Annotated in this window: 12 protein-coding genes; 4 read left to right on the forward strand and 8 right to left on the reverse strand. The window is 66.8% G+C overall.

All coding sequences use genetic code 11. The features are described from left to right. Positions 1–5: 5 nt before the first annotated feature. The 8 genes from PI990_RS01875 to PI990_RS01910 form a co-directional block, all read right to left on the reverse strand. Positions 6–4,094 (reverse strand): DEAD/DEAH box helicase, encoded by a 4,089-nt coding sequence (locus PI990_RS01875; protein ID WP_271659678.1) that lies wholly within the window; start codon positions 4,092–4,094, stop codon positions 6–8. Positions 4,095–4,150: 56 nt separating this feature from the next. Continuing rightward, positions 4,151–4,615 carry a metallophosphoesterase family protein gene (locus tag PI990_RS01880; RefSeq protein WP_271659679.1) on the reverse strand — a complete coding sequence of 155 codons (465 nt, stop codon included), beginning with the start codon at positions 4,613–4,615 and terminating at the stop codon, positions 4,151–4,153. 37 nt (positions 4,616–4,652) lie between these two features. Beyond that, complete coding sequence (locus PI990_RS01885; RefSeq protein WP_043247332.1) at positions 4,653–6,032, reverse strand: nucleobase:cation symporter-2 family protein; 1,380 nt, start codon at positions 6,030–6,032, stop codon at positions 4,653–4,655. Between the two features lie 224 nt (positions 6,033–6,256). Beyond that, complete coding sequence (locus PI990_RS01890) at positions 6,257–6,595, reverse strand: hypothetical protein (protein WP_271659680.1); 339 nt, start codon at positions 6,593–6,595, stop codon at positions 6,257–6,259. A 194-nt stretch (positions 6,596–6,789) separates the two neighbouring features. Next, positions 6,790–8,631 (reverse strand): dihydroxy-acid dehydratase, encoded by a 1,842-nt coding sequence (ilvD, locus tag PI990_RS01895; RefSeq protein ID WP_271659681.1) that lies wholly within the window; start codon positions 8,629–8,631, stop codon positions 6,790–6,792. Positions 8,632–8,876: 245 nt separating this feature from the next. Then, a complete protein-coding gene (locus PI990_RS01900; protein ID WP_271659682.1) occupies positions 8,877–10,907 on the reverse strand; it encodes a hemopexin repeat-containing protein in 2,031 nt (676 codons plus the stop codon). Positions 10,908–11,095: 188 nt separating this feature from the next. Then, complete coding sequence (locus tag PI990_RS01905; RefSeq protein WP_271659683.1) at positions 11,096–11,905, reverse strand: alpha/beta fold hydrolase; 810 nt, start codon at positions 11,903–11,905, stop codon at positions 11,096–11,098. 2 nt (positions 11,906–11,907) lie between these two features. Next, on the reverse strand, positions 11,908–13,104 hold the full coding sequence (locus PI990_RS01910; RefSeq protein ID WP_021218320.1) for a class I SAM-dependent rRNA methyltransferase: 1,197 nt from the start codon (positions 13,102–13,104) through the stop codon (positions 11,908–11,910). A 299-nt stretch (positions 13,105–13,403) separates the two neighbouring features. Between PI990_RS01910 and PI990_RS01915 the strand changes: the two genes are divergently transcribed. The 4 genes from PI990_RS01915 (at position 13,404) to PI990_RS01930 (ending at position 16,125) form a co-directional block, all read left to right on the forward strand. Next, positions 13,404–14,216: an HDOD domain-containing protein gene (locus tag PI990_RS01915; protein WP_162164706.1), complete on the forward strand. Its 813-nt coding sequence runs from the start codon at positions 13,404–13,406 to the stop codon at positions 14,214–14,216. Positions 14,217–14,246: 30 nt separating this feature from the next. Then, positions 14,247–15,059, forward strand: a complete 813-nt coding sequence (gene mutM, locus PI990_RS01920) for a bifunctional DNA-formamidopyrimidine glycosylase/DNA-(apurinic or apyrimidinic site) lyase (protein WP_021218322.1) — start codon at positions 14,247–14,249, stop codon at positions 15,057–15,059. A gap of 71 nt (positions 15,060–15,130) precedes the next feature. Beyond that, positions 15,131–15,709, forward strand: a complete 579-nt coding sequence (locus PI990_RS01925; RefSeq protein WP_271659684.1) for a lysophospholipid acyltransferase family protein — start codon at positions 15,131–15,133, stop codon at positions 15,707–15,709. A gap of 77 nt (positions 15,710–15,786) precedes the next feature. Continuing rightward, positions 15,787–16,125, forward strand: a complete 339-nt coding sequence (locus PI990_RS01930) for a multidrug transporter (RefSeq protein ID WP_271659685.1) — start codon at positions 15,787–15,789, stop codon at positions 16,123–16,125. The last annotated feature ends 45 nt before the right edge of the window (positions 16,126–16,170 follow it).

Genomic DNA, 16,170 nt, shown 5'->3' on the forward strand with positions numbered 1-16,170 from the left:
CCGCTTCAGCGCTCTTCTCCGCGCAATAGCTTGAGGAGCGCTTCGGCGTCCAGCCGGGCACTCATCTCGCCGCCTTCCAGCAGGCTGTCCGCCAGGGCGCGCTTCTTCTGGTGCAGGGCGACGATCTGTTCCTCGATGGTCTGTTCCGTCATCAACCGGTAGACGGTGACGGGCCGTTGCTGCCCCATACGGTGTGCCCGATCGCTGGCCTGGTCCTCTACGGCCGGGTTCCACCAGGGGTCGAGGTGGATCACGTAGTCGGCCGCCGTCAGATTGAGGCCAGTGCCCCCCGCCTTCAGGCTGATGAGGAAGAGTTCACCCTCTCCGGCCTGGAACGCATCGACCCGGGTACGACGATCCTTGGCCGGGGTTGAGCCATCCAGATACTGGTAGCCGATGCCGTTCTGCTCGACCCATGCCCGGACGATCTGCAGGTGATCGACGAACTGGCTGAACACCAGCGCGCGGTGCCCGTTGGCCAGCAGCTCCTCGGTGATCTCGGCGAAGGCCTGTAGCTTGCTGCCCTCCAGCGTGCTGCCCGGTACCGACAGTGAGGGGTGGCAGCAGAAGCGCCGCAGGCGGGTGATTTCCGCCAGTACCTGGACGGGGTTGGCGTTGCCGCTTGCCGAAGGCTCGAGATTGCTCAGCGCCTGCTGGCGCAAGGCTTCGTAGAGGTGGGCTTCTTCCGAGGACAGGGGCACGCGGTAGGTGATCTCGGTGCGCGGCGGCAGCTCCTCCAGCACCTGGCTTTTCAGGCGGCGCAGCAGGAAGGGCTGGATCAGTTTGCGCAAGGTGCGGCGGGCAGCACCGTCGCCCCGTTCGATGGGGATGGCGAAGCGCGCGTTGAAGCTCTCCTGGCCGCCGAGCAGGCCGGGGTTGATGAAGCGGAACAGGTTCCATAACTCGCCCAGGTGGTTTTCCAGCGGGGTGCCGGTGGCCACGGCGCGGAAGTCGGCCTGCAGGGCCATTGCAGCCTGGGAGCGCTTGGTCTGGGCATTCTTGATGGCTTGTGCCTCGTCCAGCACCGCGCTGGTCCAGCGCTGGGCCGCGAAGGCCTCGCTGTCCTGGTGCAGGAGGCCGTAGCTGACGATCACCAGATCGCAGGGGCCAAGCGCGTCCAGACGGCGATCTTCATGGTAGAGGCGGGTCTTCAGGCTGGGGGCGAAGCGGGCGCATTCGGCCTGCCAGTTCAGGGTGACCGTCGTGGGTGCGACCACCAGTTGTGGTCCCTGCCCGGCTCTCTCAAGCAACAGCGCGAGCAACTGCACCGTTTTGCCCAGGCCCATGTCGTCGGCCAGGCAGGCCCCTACGCCCCAGTGTGCGAGGCGGGACAGCCAGCAGAACCCCTCGTGCTGATAGTCGCGCAGCTGCGCGAGCAGGGTCCTGGGGGGCGTCGGCTGGTGGGCCCGCATGCTCGCGAGTCGCTCAAGGTAGCCTTGCCAGTGGTGATCGGCCTTGAAGTCGGCGACCTCCTCGGCCAGCGCTTCCAGCAGGGGGGCGCTGAGGGATGTGAGCTGCAGGCCTGTGTCGGAGGAACGCTCGGCCAGGTGCTGCAGTTCTTCCAACTGACGCCGCAGGCGCTCGTCCAGGACCAGCCAGTCGCGCTCGCCCAGGTGGACGAAACGGCCTGGCGAGGCCTGCTGCAGGTCGAGCAGGCGGCGCAGTTCCACGACCTTGCCATCGTCCAGCGTGAGCTGGCCCTGCAGGAGCAGCCAATCGCCCTGCTGCTTGAGCCCCAGGCGCATTTGCCCGAAGCCGACACGGCCCTTGTGGTGGATGTGCCCGCCTTCGGGCCAGACGCACTGTAAGCCTTGCCCTTCCAGCGCCTTTAATTCATCGAGTACCTGCAGCGCATCCTGTGGGTCGACCAGGCTCCACTCCATGCCATCGGTGTCGCCCTGGGCCAGTCCGGGGCAGCCGTCCAGCACCCGTTGCTGGGCCTTGCGCTCGGCGTCGAGGTCCCGCCGGGCCTGGATCGTCTGTCCGGACTGCTCGCCCAGGATGTTGGCGCTGCCCTGCCCGGGGCGCAGCCAACTGCCATCCGGCAGCGGGCGTACCAGCAGTTGCAGGCGCAGCCCCTGTTCCAGCGGCACCAGGTGTGCGTAGAGCGTGCCATCCGCCTCCACCGCAGGGATCTGCGCGGTCAGCTCCGGCAGGTCGGAGTGGATCGGTAGCAGCGGCGCGAGATTGCCGATGGCGTCCAGCAACTGTGGCTTGGCCGTCATCGGCATGACGAGGCCCGTGCTGATGATCGCGGCCACCTGGCGGATACCCGGGCTGATCGGATACACCACCACCCGGGTCGGCGTTTCCTCCTCGATCACCACGCGGTTGTGGGTATCCACCTCCCAGGGGCTGAGGCGCAGATGCAGGCGCCCGTCGTTGCCGACGTCCAGGTGCAGGGCGGGCTGGCCGAGGACCAGGTCGAGGCGCAGGTCGGGCTGCTCGGCGCGGTACAGGGCCGGGTGGCCGACCAGGGCAGGCAGCGCTTCGTGCACCGGCAACTCATAGCGTTCACGGCCGTAGTAGTCGGTCGTGATCTGGATATGGCCTATGGCCTGACGGTCCTGATCATTGAGGAAGTCCAGGCTGCCAAGCTCGGTCACCAGGCGCTGCAGGGCGACGGCTCGCCCCTTGCTCCACTGGCCCTTGGCGTTGAGCTTCTGCTCCCGTGGCTCGACCTGGTCGTAGTAGCCGCCCAGGCTGATCAACCAGGCCAGGCGAGTTGTTCTTGGCGAGGGCTTGCCTTGCCCATTGGGGGTCTTCAGTTGCAGCAGTGCCTGCAGGGCCAGTTGCCAGGATTCCTGGCGCTGATAAGACTCCACCAGGGGGCGTAGCCCCGCCTCCTGGTGGACCCAGGTGAGCTGGCGGATTTGTCCGAACTGCTTTTCCAACAGGGCATCGAACTCAGCCGCCAGCCACAGATAGCCCGCCTCGGTGAGGGACTGACGGTAGTCGCTCAGTGTCTGCCGCCATGTGGAGGTGTTGGATTCATCCAACCAGTAGAGCCCCAGCGCCAGCATCAGGCCGTCCAGGCCCTCGGGGGCGGCGGGACGGTAGATGCTGTGCTTGGGGGTTGTGCCTTGCAGGCGTTCGTGGAGCACCCGGAGCACCAGGTAGGCCTGGCCGCAATCTTCCTTCTCGTTCTGGACTAGCGCCTGCTTGAGGGCGGTGCGCCGGGACGGCTCATAGTTGCTGATCAGTGCGAGGCTGTAGAGACCATTCAACACCGGGTGCCACAACGGGTTGCGCTGGCCGGTCTGTTTGCGCAGATGGGCGCGCCAGGTTTCCAGATGACTCAGCGCTGCGGGCGTCTCTCCCTTGATGCAGTGGGTGATGACCTTCTCGAACATCACGAGCGTGGGCTGGCGGAGGTGAGCCAGGCTGGACCAGTGACCGCGCCAGAGGGCTTGCAGCAGGAGTTCCAGGGCCAGTTCGTCGTCGCGCTGCTGGCGGGCCAGAGCCAGGCCCTGCTCATAGGCTGTCGTGGCCGGGGCGAGGCGGAGATTGGTCTGCTGCAGATAGTGGGTCAGCAAGCAGCGCTGTATGGGGTCGGGTAGCAGCTGGAACAGTTGCTTGCCGGCTTCGTCGGTTTCCAGCAACTGGTGGGTCGGATGCATGTGCAGCATGCCGGACGAATAGGTGTGGTGCGGGTAACGGGTGAAGAGGCGCTTGAGTTCATCCGGGTTGCCGTCGAGCAGGGTGCACCACAGGGCTTGCAGAATGAACTCCGGTTTCGGGTCATACCAGATGTTAAGCGTTGCGAGGTGGTGTTGGGTCAGGCCGAGGCAGAGGGGCGCTTCCGGCGCATTGAACAGGTGCAACAGCACGTTGTTGCGCCGGGTGAGCTCAAGCCGGTTGGTCCGCCCGCGTGAGGTCTGCTCGCGCGTCAGCCAATGTGATCGTTCGAGGCTATCCAGCCAGGCGTCCACTTCATCGACCGAGAGGGCCCGGGATTCGGTGCGGGCGAAAGGGCACTGTTGCAGGTGCTTATGCAAAGCGGTCCGACCCCGGCCTTCGGGGCACAGCGCCAACTGGTAGAGAATCGCCCGGGCAGTGGCGGGCAGGTCCTCCAGGGGCACGGCAGGATTCATGGGCGTCGTATCGGTGGTGGGTGGGTGACGGCGTTATTCTGCATCAGTACGTGGCCTCAGGTACTCAGGGTTCGCAGCTCCGCCCGCACCCCATCGTCCCCTATCAACAGCAACCCCACCGATATCGGCAGCTTGAAGCGCCGAGGCCCGGCGCTGCCCGGGTTGATGTGGAGGATGCCGTCGCGGTGGGTGATCAGCGGCTTGTGGGAGTGGCCGGTGATGATGGCGTCGATGCCGCGCGTGGCGAGGTCGGCGGGGATGTCCGCCTGGTCGTGGACCAGATAGAGGCAGGTGCCGCCGGAGCGCAGGGTGGCGTCGTGAGGGATGCGTTGCGCCCAGTGCTCGGTGTCGTTGTTGCCGCGTACCACGGTCAGGGGTGCCAGGCGGCGCAAGGCGTCGAGGATCTCGGGCTTGCCGATGTCGCCGGCGTGGAGGATGTGGTCACAGCCTTGCAGGGCGGCCAGCGCCTGGGGCCGCAGGAGGCCGTGGGTGTCGGCGATCAGGCCGATGCGCAGGGTCATGGAAGGGGCCTCGTTGGAATGCGAGGCCCATTCTGCATCACTCGGCGGGGCGCGGGGATTCCGGCAGGAACCAGTTCAGCAGCAGCGCGCAGATGCCGCCGGTGGCGACACCGGATTCCAGCACGTTGCGCAGCGCCGCCGGCATGTGCGCGAGGAACTCCGGCACCTGCGATACACCCAGGCCCAGGGCCAGGGACACGGCGATGATCAGCAGTGCGCGGCGGTCCAGCTCGATGCCGGCGAGGATGTTGATGCCCGAGGCGGCCACCGCGCCGAACATCACCATGGCCGCGCCGCCGAGCACCGGCTCGGGCACCGCCTGGATCACGCCGGCCACCGCCGGGAACAGGCCGAGGATCACCAGCACCACGGCGATCCACAGGCCGACGTGGCGGCTGGCGATGCCGGTGAGCTGGATCACGCCGTTGTTCTGCGCGAACACCGAGCTGGGGAAGGTGTTGAACACGCCGGCCAGCAGCGAGTTGGCGCCGTTCACCAGTACGCCGCCCTTGATGCGCTGCATCCACAGCGGGCCTTCCACCGGCTGGCGCGAGACCTTGCTGGTGGCGGTGACGTCGCCGATGGCTTCCAGCGAGGTGACCAGGTAGATCACCAGCATCGGGATGAACAGGCTCCAGGAGAAGCCCAGGCCGAAGTGCAGCGGCATCGGCACCTGGAACAGCTCGGCCTGGTGCATGCCGGTGAAGTCCAGGCGGCCCAGGTAGCCGGCCAGGGCGTAGCCCACGGCCAGGGCGATGACGATGGCGCAGCTGCGCATCCACACCACGGGAATGCGGTTGAGCACCACGATGATCGCCAGCACGGTGCCGGACAGCAGCAGGTTCTCGCCATTGGCGAAGGTGCCGTTGGCCATGGCGCCGAAGCCGCCGCCCATGCTGATCAGGCCGACCTTGATCAGGGTCAGGCCGATCATCAGCACCACGATGCCGGTCACCAGCGGGGTGATCAGGCGTTTGACGAAGGGCAGGATGCGCGAGATGCCCATCTCCACGAAGGAGCCGGCGATCACCACGCCGAAGATGGCGGCCATCACCGCTTCCACCGGGGTGCCCTGCTTGACCATCAGCGCACCGCCGGCGATCAGCGGGCCGACGAAGTTGAAGCTGGTGCCCTGGACGATCAGCAGCCCGGCGCCGAAAGGGCCGAAGCGCTTGCACTGGACGAAGGTGGCGATGCCGGAGATCACCAGCGACATGGAGACGATCAGGTTGGTGTCGCGCGCCGAGACGCCGATGGCCTGGCAGATCAGCAGACCGGGGGTGACGATGGGCACGATGATCGCCAGCAGGTGCTGCAGTGCGGCGAGCAGCGCCACCAGCGGGCGCGGCTTGTCGTCGAGGCCGTAGACCAGCTCGTTGCGGGAGGTGGAAGTGGCCGGGTTTTCCAGTGAACTCATGGCGATGGTCCGCAAAAAAGCGGCGATTCTACCTGAATGGCCGGGGGCGCCGGTCAGATGTTTGGCGGGTGCTGGAGCGTATGGGTAGGAGCGAGCTTTGCTCGCGAAGTGCCTGCTTTGGAAGCGTTTGTGTAGGGGCGAATTCATTCGCCCGCTTCTGGCCGCGCATGGGGCCGCTACGCGGCCCTTGGCGACTGAAGTCGCCCCTACATGACAGGTGCACCCTAAGGAGCACTGATGGCGCGAATAATCAGGCTCGCGTCGACATTGATCGAGCGCTGACAGCGGTTCAGCGTGTCGATCATGCGTTGTAGCGTGGGTTGCAGGTCGATACCGAGTTCTGTGAGGGCATCGAGCTCGTCGAAGCTTTCCAGAACCTCTTTCAACTCTGCGCTGATGGGCAGGGTCGTGAGGGTGTTGCGGAATACGGGGCGGCCCAGGGACCAGATGCCGGTCTCGGCAGTCAGGGCGCCGCTCTTGATGCCTTCGAGAATTCCCCTCGCAAGCGAGGCGATGTAGAACTCGGCGGCACTCTCTTCGAATTCGAGCTTCAGGCTTTGCATGAAGTCTGGCGAGCTCCTATGAGCAGCGTGTAGGTCGGGTGCAACCCGACGTTTGCGGTGTCTGCGTGGGGCGGTGATGGGTTTCGCTGCGCTCTACGCCATCCTACGGTGTGTGCGGGTGAAGCTGCCGAGCTGACGGAGCATTCAATAAAAAGCCCGGCACATGGCCGGGCTTTTTCGTTCGCGGGTAGCGCTTACAGGTCTTCCAGCATCGCCTTGTTGCGCACGGCGCCCTTGTCGGCGCTGGTGGCGAGCAGGGCGTAGGCCTTGAGGGCGGTGGTCACCTTGCGGGTACGCGGGGCGGCGGGTTTCCAGCCTTTCTTGTCCTGCGCGGCGCGGCGGGTGGCCAGTTCTTCATCGGAAACCAGCAGGTTGATGCTGCGGTTGGGGATGTCGATCAGCACCTTGTCGCCGTCCTGCACCAGGCCGATGGCGCCACCGGCGGCGGCTTCCGGAGAAGCGTGGCCGATGGACAGGCCCGAGGTGCCGCCGGAGAAGCGGCCGTCGGTGAGCAGGGCGCATTGCTTGCCCAGGCCCTTGGACTTCAGGTAGCTGGTGGGGTACAGCATTTCCTGCATGCCCGGGCCGCCTTTCGGGCCTTCGTAGCGGATGATGACGATGTCGCCGGCCTTCACTTCGTCGGCGAGGATGCCCTTCACGGCGCTGTCCTGGCTTTCGAAGATCTTCGCGGTGCCTTCGAACACGTGGATGGATTCGTCCACGCCCGCGGTTTTCACCACGCAGCCGTCCAGGGCGATGTTGCCGTAGAGCACGGCCAGGCCGCCCTCCTGGGAGTAGGCGTGCTCGACGCTGCGGATGCAGCCTTCGGCGCGGTCGTCGTCCAGGGTGTCCCAACGGGTGCTCTGGCTGAAGGCGACCTGGGTCGGGATGCCGGCCGGGCCCGCCTTGAAGAAGGTGTGCACGGCTTCGTCAGCGGTCTGGGTGATGTCCCACTGGGCGATGGCGTCGCTCATGCTCGGGCTGTGCACGGTGGGCACATCGGTGTGCAGCAGGCCGCCACGGGCCAGCTCGCCGAGGATGCTGAAGATGCCGCCGGCGCGGTGCACGTCTTCCATGTGGTACTTCTGGATGTTCGGCGCCACCTTGCACAGCTGCGGCACCTTGCGCGACAGGCGATCGATGTCGCGCAGGTCGAAGGCGATTTCCGCCTCCTGGGCGGCGGCCAGCAGGTGCAGGATGGTGTTGGTGGAACCGCCCATGGCGATGTCCAGGGTCATGGCGTTCTCGAACGCCTTGAAGCTGGCGACGTTGCGCGGCAGCACGGACTCGTCGCCTTCGCCGTAGTAGCGCTGGCACAGCTCGACGGCCAGGCGGCCGGCACGCAGGAACAGCTGCTCGCGGTCCGAGTGGGTGGCCAGGGTGGAGCCGTTGCCCGGCAGGCCGAGGCCCAGGGCTTCGACCAGGCAGTTCATCGAGTTGGCGGTGAACATGCCGGAGCAGGAACCGCAGGTGGGGCAGGCGCTGCGCTCGTACTCGGCGACCTTCTCGTCGGAGCAGGAGTCGTCGGCGGCGACCACCATGGCGTCCACCAGGTCCAGGCCGTGGTTGGCGAGCTTGGTCTTGCCGGCTTCCATCGGGCCGCCGGAGACGAACACCACCGGGATGTTCAGGCGCAGGGCGGCCATCAGCATGCCGGGGGTGATCTTGTCGCAGTTGGAGATGCAGACGATGGCGTCGGCGCAGTGGGCGTTGACCATGTATTCCACGGAGTCGGCGATGATTTCGCGGCTCGGCAGGGAATAGAGCATGCCGTCATGGCCCATGGCGATGCCGTCGTCGACCGCGATGGTGTTGAATTCCTTGGCCACGCCACCGTTCTTTTCGATCTCGCGGGCGACCAGTTGGCCCAGGTCCTTCAGGTGCACGTGGCCGGGCACGAACTGGGTGAAGGAGTTGGCGATGGCGATGATCGGCTTCTTGAAGTCTTCGTCCTTCATCCCGGTGGCGCGCCAGAGGGCGCGGGCGCCGGCCATGTTGCGGCCGTGGGTGGAGGTCTTCGAGCGGTAATCAGGCATGTCTTCTGTCCTGCAGGCTGATCAGGTTATAGGTCGTATCGTGAGCGCGGTGGGTGCCGTTGGCAAACGGATGTGGTCGTTGCGTCCGGGGGTGGCGTGAGGGCATCGCGGGATCACCGCGCGCTCGGCCGGGGCTCACTGGCCCGCCTGAGGGTGTGGCAGGGAAGAGGGGATTCTAATCCCAGGTGCGCTCCGGGCGGAAGGCCGGGGGCCGAGCGGTCGGCGCGCACCTGGGTGACCGGGGGTCAGTCGACGCGGAAGTTCAGCTCATCGGCGAAGGGGAAGCCGGCGCCGCTGCCCTTCTCGAAGCGCAGCTCCACCTCCACCGAGGTAGCGCCGGCCGGCACCGTGCCATAGAGGTTGCGGGCCAGCGGCTGGCCGTTGCGCTCGGCGGCGGTCAGGGCGGGCGTGGCGAAGGCGGTGCCCGCTTCGACGAAGCCGGTCAGGCCCGGCCAGGTGGCGCCGTCCACGGGGCGCGGGTAGCCGCTCTCGGCCTTGTCGGTGATCAGGTTGTAGCGCACGTACTCGCCGCCGTTGAACAGGTAGGCGATGGAGCTGTTGCGCTTGACCGCCGCGTCCAGGCCCAGGGGCCACTGCTGCACGCCGGACCAGGTTGCGCCGGAGACGTCCAGCGGGTAGTTCTTGTCCGCCTTGTCGCCGGTGGTCAGGTTGTAGCGGATGTACTGGCTGCCCTTGAAGAAGTACAGCTTGGAGCCGCTGACCTCGAGCACGTCGTCGATGTCGCGGGCGCCGCCGCTGAAGCGTTCCAGGCCGGCCCAGTTACCGGCGATGGGCTTGGGATAACCGGGGTCGACGCGGTCGCTGGCGATGTCGAAGCGCACGTACTGGGTGCCCTTGAAGAAGTACGCCTTGCCGTTGCCGGCGTTGAAGCCGGCGTCGATATCCCGTGCGCCGCCCTCGAAGCCTTCGAAGCCGATCCAGTTGCCGGCGATGGGTTGTGGATAACCGGCGTCGACCTTGTCGTCGCGGTAGTTGTAGCGGTAGTAGCGGTCGCCGGCGAAGAAGTAGCCGGTGTCGTCGTTCCAGTACACCGAGCTGCGTTTCTCAGCGGTGTGGAAGCGCACCAGCACACGGGCGTCATGGCTGCTGCCGGCGCTGGCGCCGAGCAGGGCGTCGAGCTGGAAGGGACGGCCGGCGGCTTCCGGCGGCAGCTCGATGCGCTGGGTCAGGGAACCCTTGCCCTGGCCGACGAAGAGCTGGCCCTGGCCGGCGGGCAGTTCGCTGCGGGCGCCGTAGCGCATCACCGTCTGCAGGCCGCCCTTGGTCCAGCCGGCGATGTCCGGGTCGTAGGCCAGGTCGGTGTGGGCCGCGCCGTACTCGGCGCCGGGGTTGGCCAGTATGTTCTGGCCGAAGGCGAAGGTGCGGGCCACCGGGTGCAGGCGCGAGCGGCCGTCCAGGGCCAGGCCCTGGGTGGAGACGCCCAGGTGCTCGAACAGGGTGGGCACCACGTCCACCTGGCGCAGCGGGGTGGCCAGGCGGTTGCGGCCGAGGGCGGGAATGCCGGCGCCGCTGAGCACCACCGCCACCTTGCGGTGTTCGGGGCGGTTGGCGCCGTGGCCGGTGCTGCTGCCGCCGTGGTCGGTGCTGACCACGATCAGCCAGTTCTCCTGGGCGTAGGTGGGGCGCGACTTGATCGCCTGCAGCAGGCGGCCGAGGGCGGCGTCGGCCTGGCCCATGGCCTGGACGTATTGCGGGGTGTCGGAGTGGAAGCCGTGGCTGTGGCCGGCTTCGTCGACGCCGTAGTAGTAGGCGCTGAGCACGTCGAGGTCGGCGCGGTTGCGCAGCCAGTCCTCGGCCTGGGCGATCAGCACCGGGTCATTGGCTTCGGGGCCGTCGAACTTGAGGTCGGCCTGGGGCTTCATCTGCGCGTAGAGCGGCGACCAGTTGTAGGCATAGGCGGTCACCAGCTGGGGCTTGCGCTGTTCCAGCAGGGCGAGGAAGTGCGGGTACTGGGCGTAGTTCTGCCCGGTGAAGTTGTTGTCGCGCACGCCGTGCTTGTCGCGCTCGACACCCATGAACAGGGTCGACCAGCCGGGGCCGCTCATGGAGGTGTCCGGCGACCAGCCACCGTCGGTGTAGACGCCGCTGGCGATCAGTTGCTCGAGGTTGACCATGTTGCCGGCGGGAATGGCATCGGCCTTGAAGCCGTCGATACCGAAGAACAGCACCTTGTTGGTGCCGGCCTGGGCCTGCAAGGCGAGCAGCGAGGCGGTAGCGAGGGCCAGCAGGCGCCCCGCGCGTTTCATTGTTGTCATGACGCATCCTTGATTGTTGTGGTTGCAGCGATGCGATGCAGACGACGGGCTTGCCTCGCGGTGGTCTATACCAGCGTGGCCGAGTTGCGGGGGAATGACAGCGGGGCGGGAGGGGATGAAGTTTTGGTGAAAGGTTTGCGGCAGGCGGATGACGGGCGCCCCGGCACCAGGGCCGGGGCGCCGTCGGATCAGAAGCGGCAGGCCTGTATCAGGTCGTCGGCGCAGTGCAGGAGCGCGCCGTAGTGGCCGAGCTCAGGCAGCCAGTTCAGCGTGGTGCTGCGCAGGTGCTGCTGGAGCCCGCGGGCCATCCCGGGTGGTGCCCAGCGATCATCCTCGCCGTGCCAGAGCGTGACCGGCCCTTCGACGGCTGCCAGCTCATCGGCCCAGGGTTGGCAATAGAGCAGGAGATCTCTCAGGTAGGCTGCCGGACCGTCTGCAAAAGCGCTGGCCAGCAGCCGCTTCAGGTGCGGCCGCTGCTGCCGTGCGAAGCGGCGCTCTTGGGCGCCGATGCCTTGGAACAGCAGGCTGGTCAGTAGTCCGGGAAACTGCCGGGCGAGCGCGCCCTGGAAGCGCGCTATCCGCGCCAGGCGCTGGGGATGGCGCTGGGCGAGCTGGAAGGTGTGGCGGCCGGCACCCATGCCCTCCCAGCTTTGCGGCCATTCAAGCGGTGCGGCGGCGGATACCAGCAGGCATTGGCAGCTGGGGCCTAGCGCCCGAGCGACCCGCAGGGCGACATGTGCGCCGATGGAGAACCCCACGAGGGCTGCCGGCTGCCCGTCCGCCATGCGTACCGTCCATTCGGCCAGGGCCTGGAGATAGGCATCTCCTTCCAGGCCTGGCGCCAGGCTGGCGCGTTCGAGGGCGACAAGACGGATGCCATGGCGTTGTGCGGCGGCGTGCAGCCATTGCGCTTCCAGGGCACCGCCGGGGGTGCCGTGGAAGTAAAGCGCCAGGGGCCCTTCGGTGGCGCCGAAGGCCCGGACCTGCGGGGTGGTCATGCTCAGCTGTTGGGCAGCAGGCGGCAGGTGATGCTCTTGATGTAGCGGGTTTCCGGGATGGCCGGGTGCACCGGGTGGTCCGGGCCCTGGCCGCCGCGTTCCAGCAGCTGGATGTTGCGGTCCAGGTGGCGGGCGCTGCCGAGCAGGATGTTCTGCAGGTCGTCCTCGGGCAGGTGCATGGAGCAGGAGGCGCTGACCAGGATGCCGTCCTTGTTGAGCAGGCGCATGGCCTGTTCGTTGAGGCGGCGGTAGGCGGCTTCGCCGTTCTTCAGGTCCTTCTTGCGCTTGATGAAGGCGGGCGGGTCGGCCACCACCACGTCGAAGCGCTCTTCGGAGGCTTTCAGTTCCTTGAGGGCTTCGAAGACGTCGCCTTCGACACAGGTGACCTGCTCGGCCACGCCGTTTAGGGTGGCGTTGCGCTCGACGCCGTCGAGGGCGAAGCCGCTGGCATCGACGCAGAACACTTCACTGGCGCCGAAGGCCGCGGCCTGCACGCCCCAGCCGCCGATGTAGCTGAACAGGTCGAGCACGCGCTTGCCCTTGACGTAGGGCGCCAGGCGCGCGCGGTTCATGCGGTGGTCGTAGAACCAGCCGGTCTTCTGGCCTTCCAGTACCGGGGCTTCGAACTTCACGCCGTTCTCTTCCAGGGCGACCCACTCGGGCACCACGCCGAAGGCGGTGTCCACGTAGCGCTCCAGGCCTTCGGCGTCACGGGCGGCGGAGTCGTTCTTCCACAGCACGCCACGGGGCTTGAGCACCTGCACCAGGGCTTCGAGCACGGCGTCCTTGTTGCGCTCCATGGCGGCGGAGGCCAGTTGCACCACGATATGGTCGCCGAAACGGTCCACCACCAGGCCCGGAAGCAGGTCGGAGTCGCCGTAGACCAGGCGGTAGTAGGGCTTGTCGAACAGGCGCTCGCGCAGGCTCAGGGCCACGTTGATGCGGTGCACCAGCAGCGACTTGTCGAGGCTGTGCTTGACGTCGCGGGACACCAGGCGCGCGCAGATGAGGTTGTTCGGGCTCAGCGCGACCACGCCCAGGGCCTTGCCGCCAGCGGCTTCGAGGATGGCCTGGTCGCCGGGCTGGAAGGCGTTCAGCGGAGTGGCGACCACGTCGATCTCGTTGCTGTAGACCCACAGGTGGCCGGCGCGCAGGCGTCGATCGGCGTTGGCTTTGAGGCGCAGGCTGGGCAGGGACATGGGTCGCTCTCCGGAAAAAAGAGCGGGATTATAACCGAAGGCGCCCGCCGAACCTGCTACCGGCGGGCGTTCTCCGCACCACCCGCGAGTGCTTTTCCCGGTGCTGGCACAGCAGTGCCGACGCAGTCGCGAATCGGTCGCTTTCCGAGCCGACCGTTAGGCGAAAGTTCAGCTAAAACGCTGGCCAGTTCGCCGCTGCCTGGGGTTAGACTGTCAGCCTTATTTTCCGTCCCAGTCTCGCTGTCATGGCCCAAGAACTCTCTGCTGAACAGATCCGTCATTTCCTCCAGGGCATCAGCGTGCCGCCCCAGCCGCAGATCATGGTCGACCTGCAGATGGAGCAGGTCATGCCCAGCCCTGACCTGCGCACCATCGCCAAGCTCATCAGCCAGGACCCGGGCCTGTCGGGCGCGCTGCTGAAGATCGTCAACTCGCCGTTCTACGGGCTGACCAACCGCATCGCCTCGATCCAGCAGGCGGTCAACCTGCTGGGCTGCAACACGGTGATCAACCTGATCAACGCGCAGTCGATCAAGGGCGAGATGACCGACGAGACCATCGTCACCCTGAACCGCTTCTGGGACACCGCCCAGGACGTGGCCATGACCTGCCTGACCCTGGCCAAGCGCATCGGCCACCAGCAGGCCGATGAGGCCTATGCGCTGGGGTTGTTCCACAACTGCGGCATCCCGCTGATGCTCAAGCGCTTCCCCGACTACATGACGGTGCTGGAGGAGGCCTATGCCAGCGCCAGCGTCGAGCGCCGCATCGTCGACACCGAGAACCGCCTGCTCAACACCAACCATGCGGTGGTGGGCTACTTCACCGCGCGCTCCTGGCGCCTGCCGGAGCACCTCTGCGAGGCCATTGCCAACCACCACAACGCGCTGTCGATCTTCAGCGACGACTCCGGCCGCGATGCGCCGTTGAAGACGCTGCTGGCGATCCTGAAGATGGCCGAGCACGTCTGCGCCTCGCACCTGGTGCTGGGCAACCAGGCCGACGACCACGAGTGGAACAGCATCCGCGCGCTGGTGCTCGACTATGTCGGCCTGTCGGAGTACGACTTCGAGAACCTCAAGGAAAGCATCCGCGAACTGGGCGCCCACTGATCGCCTGCAGCGCTTCACGCCGAGACACCCATGCCTGAATTACCTGAAGTTGAAACCACGCGGCGGGGCATCGCGCCCTACCTCGAAGGCCAGCGCGTGAGCCGCGTGGTGGTGCGTGAGCGCCGCCTGCGCTGGCCCATCCCCGAAGACCTCGACGTGCGCCTCTCCGGCCAGCGTTTCGTGGTCGTCGAACGCCGCGCCAAGTACCTGCTGCTGCAGGCCGAGGCGGGCACGCTGATCAGCCACCTGGGGATGTCCGGCAACCTGCGCCTGGTGGAAACGGGTACGGCGGCGGCCAAGCACGAGCATGTGGATATCGAGCTGGAGTCGGGCCTTTCGCTGCGCTACACCGACCCGCGCCGCTTCGGTGCCATGCTCTGGAGCCAGGACCCGCACAACCATGAATTGCTGCGCAACCTGGGCCCCGAGCCGCTGACCGGGCTGTTCGATGGCGAGCGCCTGTACCAGCTGTCCCGCGGGCGCAGCATGGCGGTGAAGCCCTTCATCATGGATAACGCCGTGGTGGTGGGCGTGGGCAACATCTACGCCACCGAGGCGCTGTTCGCTGCCGGCATCGACCCGCGCCGCGAGGCGGGCACGGTGTCGCGGGCGCGCTACCTGAAGCTCGCCGAGGAGATCAAGCGCATCCTCGCCCACGCCATCGAGCGTGGCGGCACCACCCTGCGCGACTTCGTCGGCGGCGACGGCCAGCCGGGCTACTTCCAGCAGGAGCTGTTCGCCTATGGGCGCGGCGGCGAGTTCTGCAAGACCTGTGGCTCCACCCTGCGCGAGGTGAAGCTGGGGCAGCGGGCCAGCGTCTACTGCCCGCGCTGCCAGCGCTAAGCCGGCGAGGCCCTGTCGGCCTGCGGTCGCGAACGTCGAGAAATGCCGAGAACAATAAGAAGAGGTGAAGGATGTCCGGCAACTACCTGCCCCGCAACGCGGTTGCGGAGGCCATCGGCCATGGGGTCTTCCGGCTCATGGGCTGGCGCATCGAGGGGCAGTTGCCGCCCCTCGACAAGTTCGTGGTGATCGGCGCGCACCACACGTCCAACTGGGATTTCGTGCTGTTCATCGCCGCCAAGTTCATCCTCCGCCTGAATGCCCGCTGGTTCGGCAAGCACAGCATCTTCCGCTGGCCCTTCGCCGGGCTGATGCGGCGCTGGGGCGGCATTCCCATCCAGCGCCACCTCACGCTCAACCAGGTGGAGCAGGCCGTGCAGGCCTTCGGCGAGAACCGTGAATTCATCCTGGTGCTGTCGCCGGAGGGCACGCGCAAGCGGGTAGAGCGCTGGAAGATGGGCTTCTATCACATCGCCCGGGGCGCGGGCGTTCCGGTGGTGCCGGCGGCGCTGGATTACCGCAATCGGCGCATCGTCATCGGCGAGCCGTTCCACACCACCGGCGATGCCACGGCCGACCTGCGCCGGCTGCTGGCGTTCTACCTGCCGTACGAGCCGAAAAAACCCGACTACGCTTTTAACGGCGATTGAAGGCCGTCACGCTGAAAAGCGCACGAGCACTGTTATAGTTAGCCGCATTACTCCTCTAATAGCCGAAGGATTGCATCATGAACCTGTTCCGCACTTCCGCTGCTGTCTTGGCGCTGACCTCTGGCCTCATGGCGCTGCCGACGCAGGCTGAGGTTGTGCAGCAGAACTCCAGTGGCGACCCGATGTACACCGCCGATGCGCCGCCTGCGTACTCCATGGTCGGCGACCTGCTGATCGCCCGCCCGCTGCTGATCGGCGCCACCGTCGTCGGTGCCGGCCTGTTCGTGGTGAGCCTGCCCTTCAGCGCCCTGGGCGGCAATGTCGGCGCCGCCGGCAAGGCCCTGGTGGTCGATCCGGGCAAAGAAGCCTTCGTGCGTTGCCTGGGCTGCACCACCAGCGGTTACCAGAAAGACTGATCGCGCTATTCTCGGCTCCTCGAGCCGGAAACGGCCCCTTGCCCA

The sequence above is a fragment of the Pseudomonas sp. TUM22785 genome (genome assembly GCF_028198105.1).
GTDB lineage: Bacteria > Pseudomonadota > Gammaproteobacteria > Pseudomonadales > Pseudomonadaceae > Metapseudomonas > Metapseudomonas solani.

Bases quoted from the DNA above. Each gene is read 5' to 3' on its own strand.
- PI990_RS01880 (WP_271659679.1), bottom strand. From the start codon at position 4,615: ATGACCCTGCGCATCGGCCTGATCGCCGACACCCACGGCCTCCTGCGG.
- PI990_RS01875 (WP_271659678.1), bottom strand. From the start codon at position 4,094: ATGAATCCTGCCGTGCCCCTGGAGGACCTGCCCGCCACTGCCCGGGCG.
- ilvD (WP_271659681.1), bottom strand. From the start codon at position 8,631: ATGCCTGATTACCGCTCGAAGACCTCCACCCACGGCCGCAACATGGCC.
- PI990_RS01885 (WP_043247332.1), bottom strand. From the start codon at position 6,032: ATGAGTTCACTGGAAAACCCGGCCACTTCCACCTCCCGCAACGAGCTG.
- PI990_RS01925 (WP_271659684.1), top strand. From the start codon at position 15,131: ATGTCCGGCAACTACCTGCCCCGCAACGCGGTTGCGGAGGCCATCGGC.
- PI990_RS01900 (WP_271659682.1), bottom strand. From the start codon at position 10,907: ATGACAACAATGAAACGCGCGGGGCGCCTGCTGGCCCTCGCTACCGCC.
- PI990_RS01910 (WP_021218320.1), bottom strand. From the start codon at position 13,104: ATGTCCCTGCCCAGCCTGCGCCTCAAAGCCAACGCCGATCGACGCCTG.
- PI990_RS01930 (WP_271659685.1), top strand. From the start codon at position 15,787: ATGAACCTGTTCCGCACTTCCGCTGCTGTCTTGGCGCTGACCTCTGGC.
- PI990_RS01905 (WP_271659683.1), bottom strand. From the start codon at position 11,905: ATGACCACCCCGCAGGTCCGGGCCTTCGGCGCCACCGAAGGGCCCCTG.
- mutM (WP_021218322.1), top strand. From the start codon at position 14,247: ATGCCTGAATTACCTGAAGTTGAAACCACGCGGCGGGGCATCGCGCCC.
- PI990_RS01890 (WP_271659680.1), bottom strand. From the start codon at position 6,595: ATGCAAAGCCTGAAGCTCGAATTCGAAGAGAGTGCCGCCGAGTTCTAC.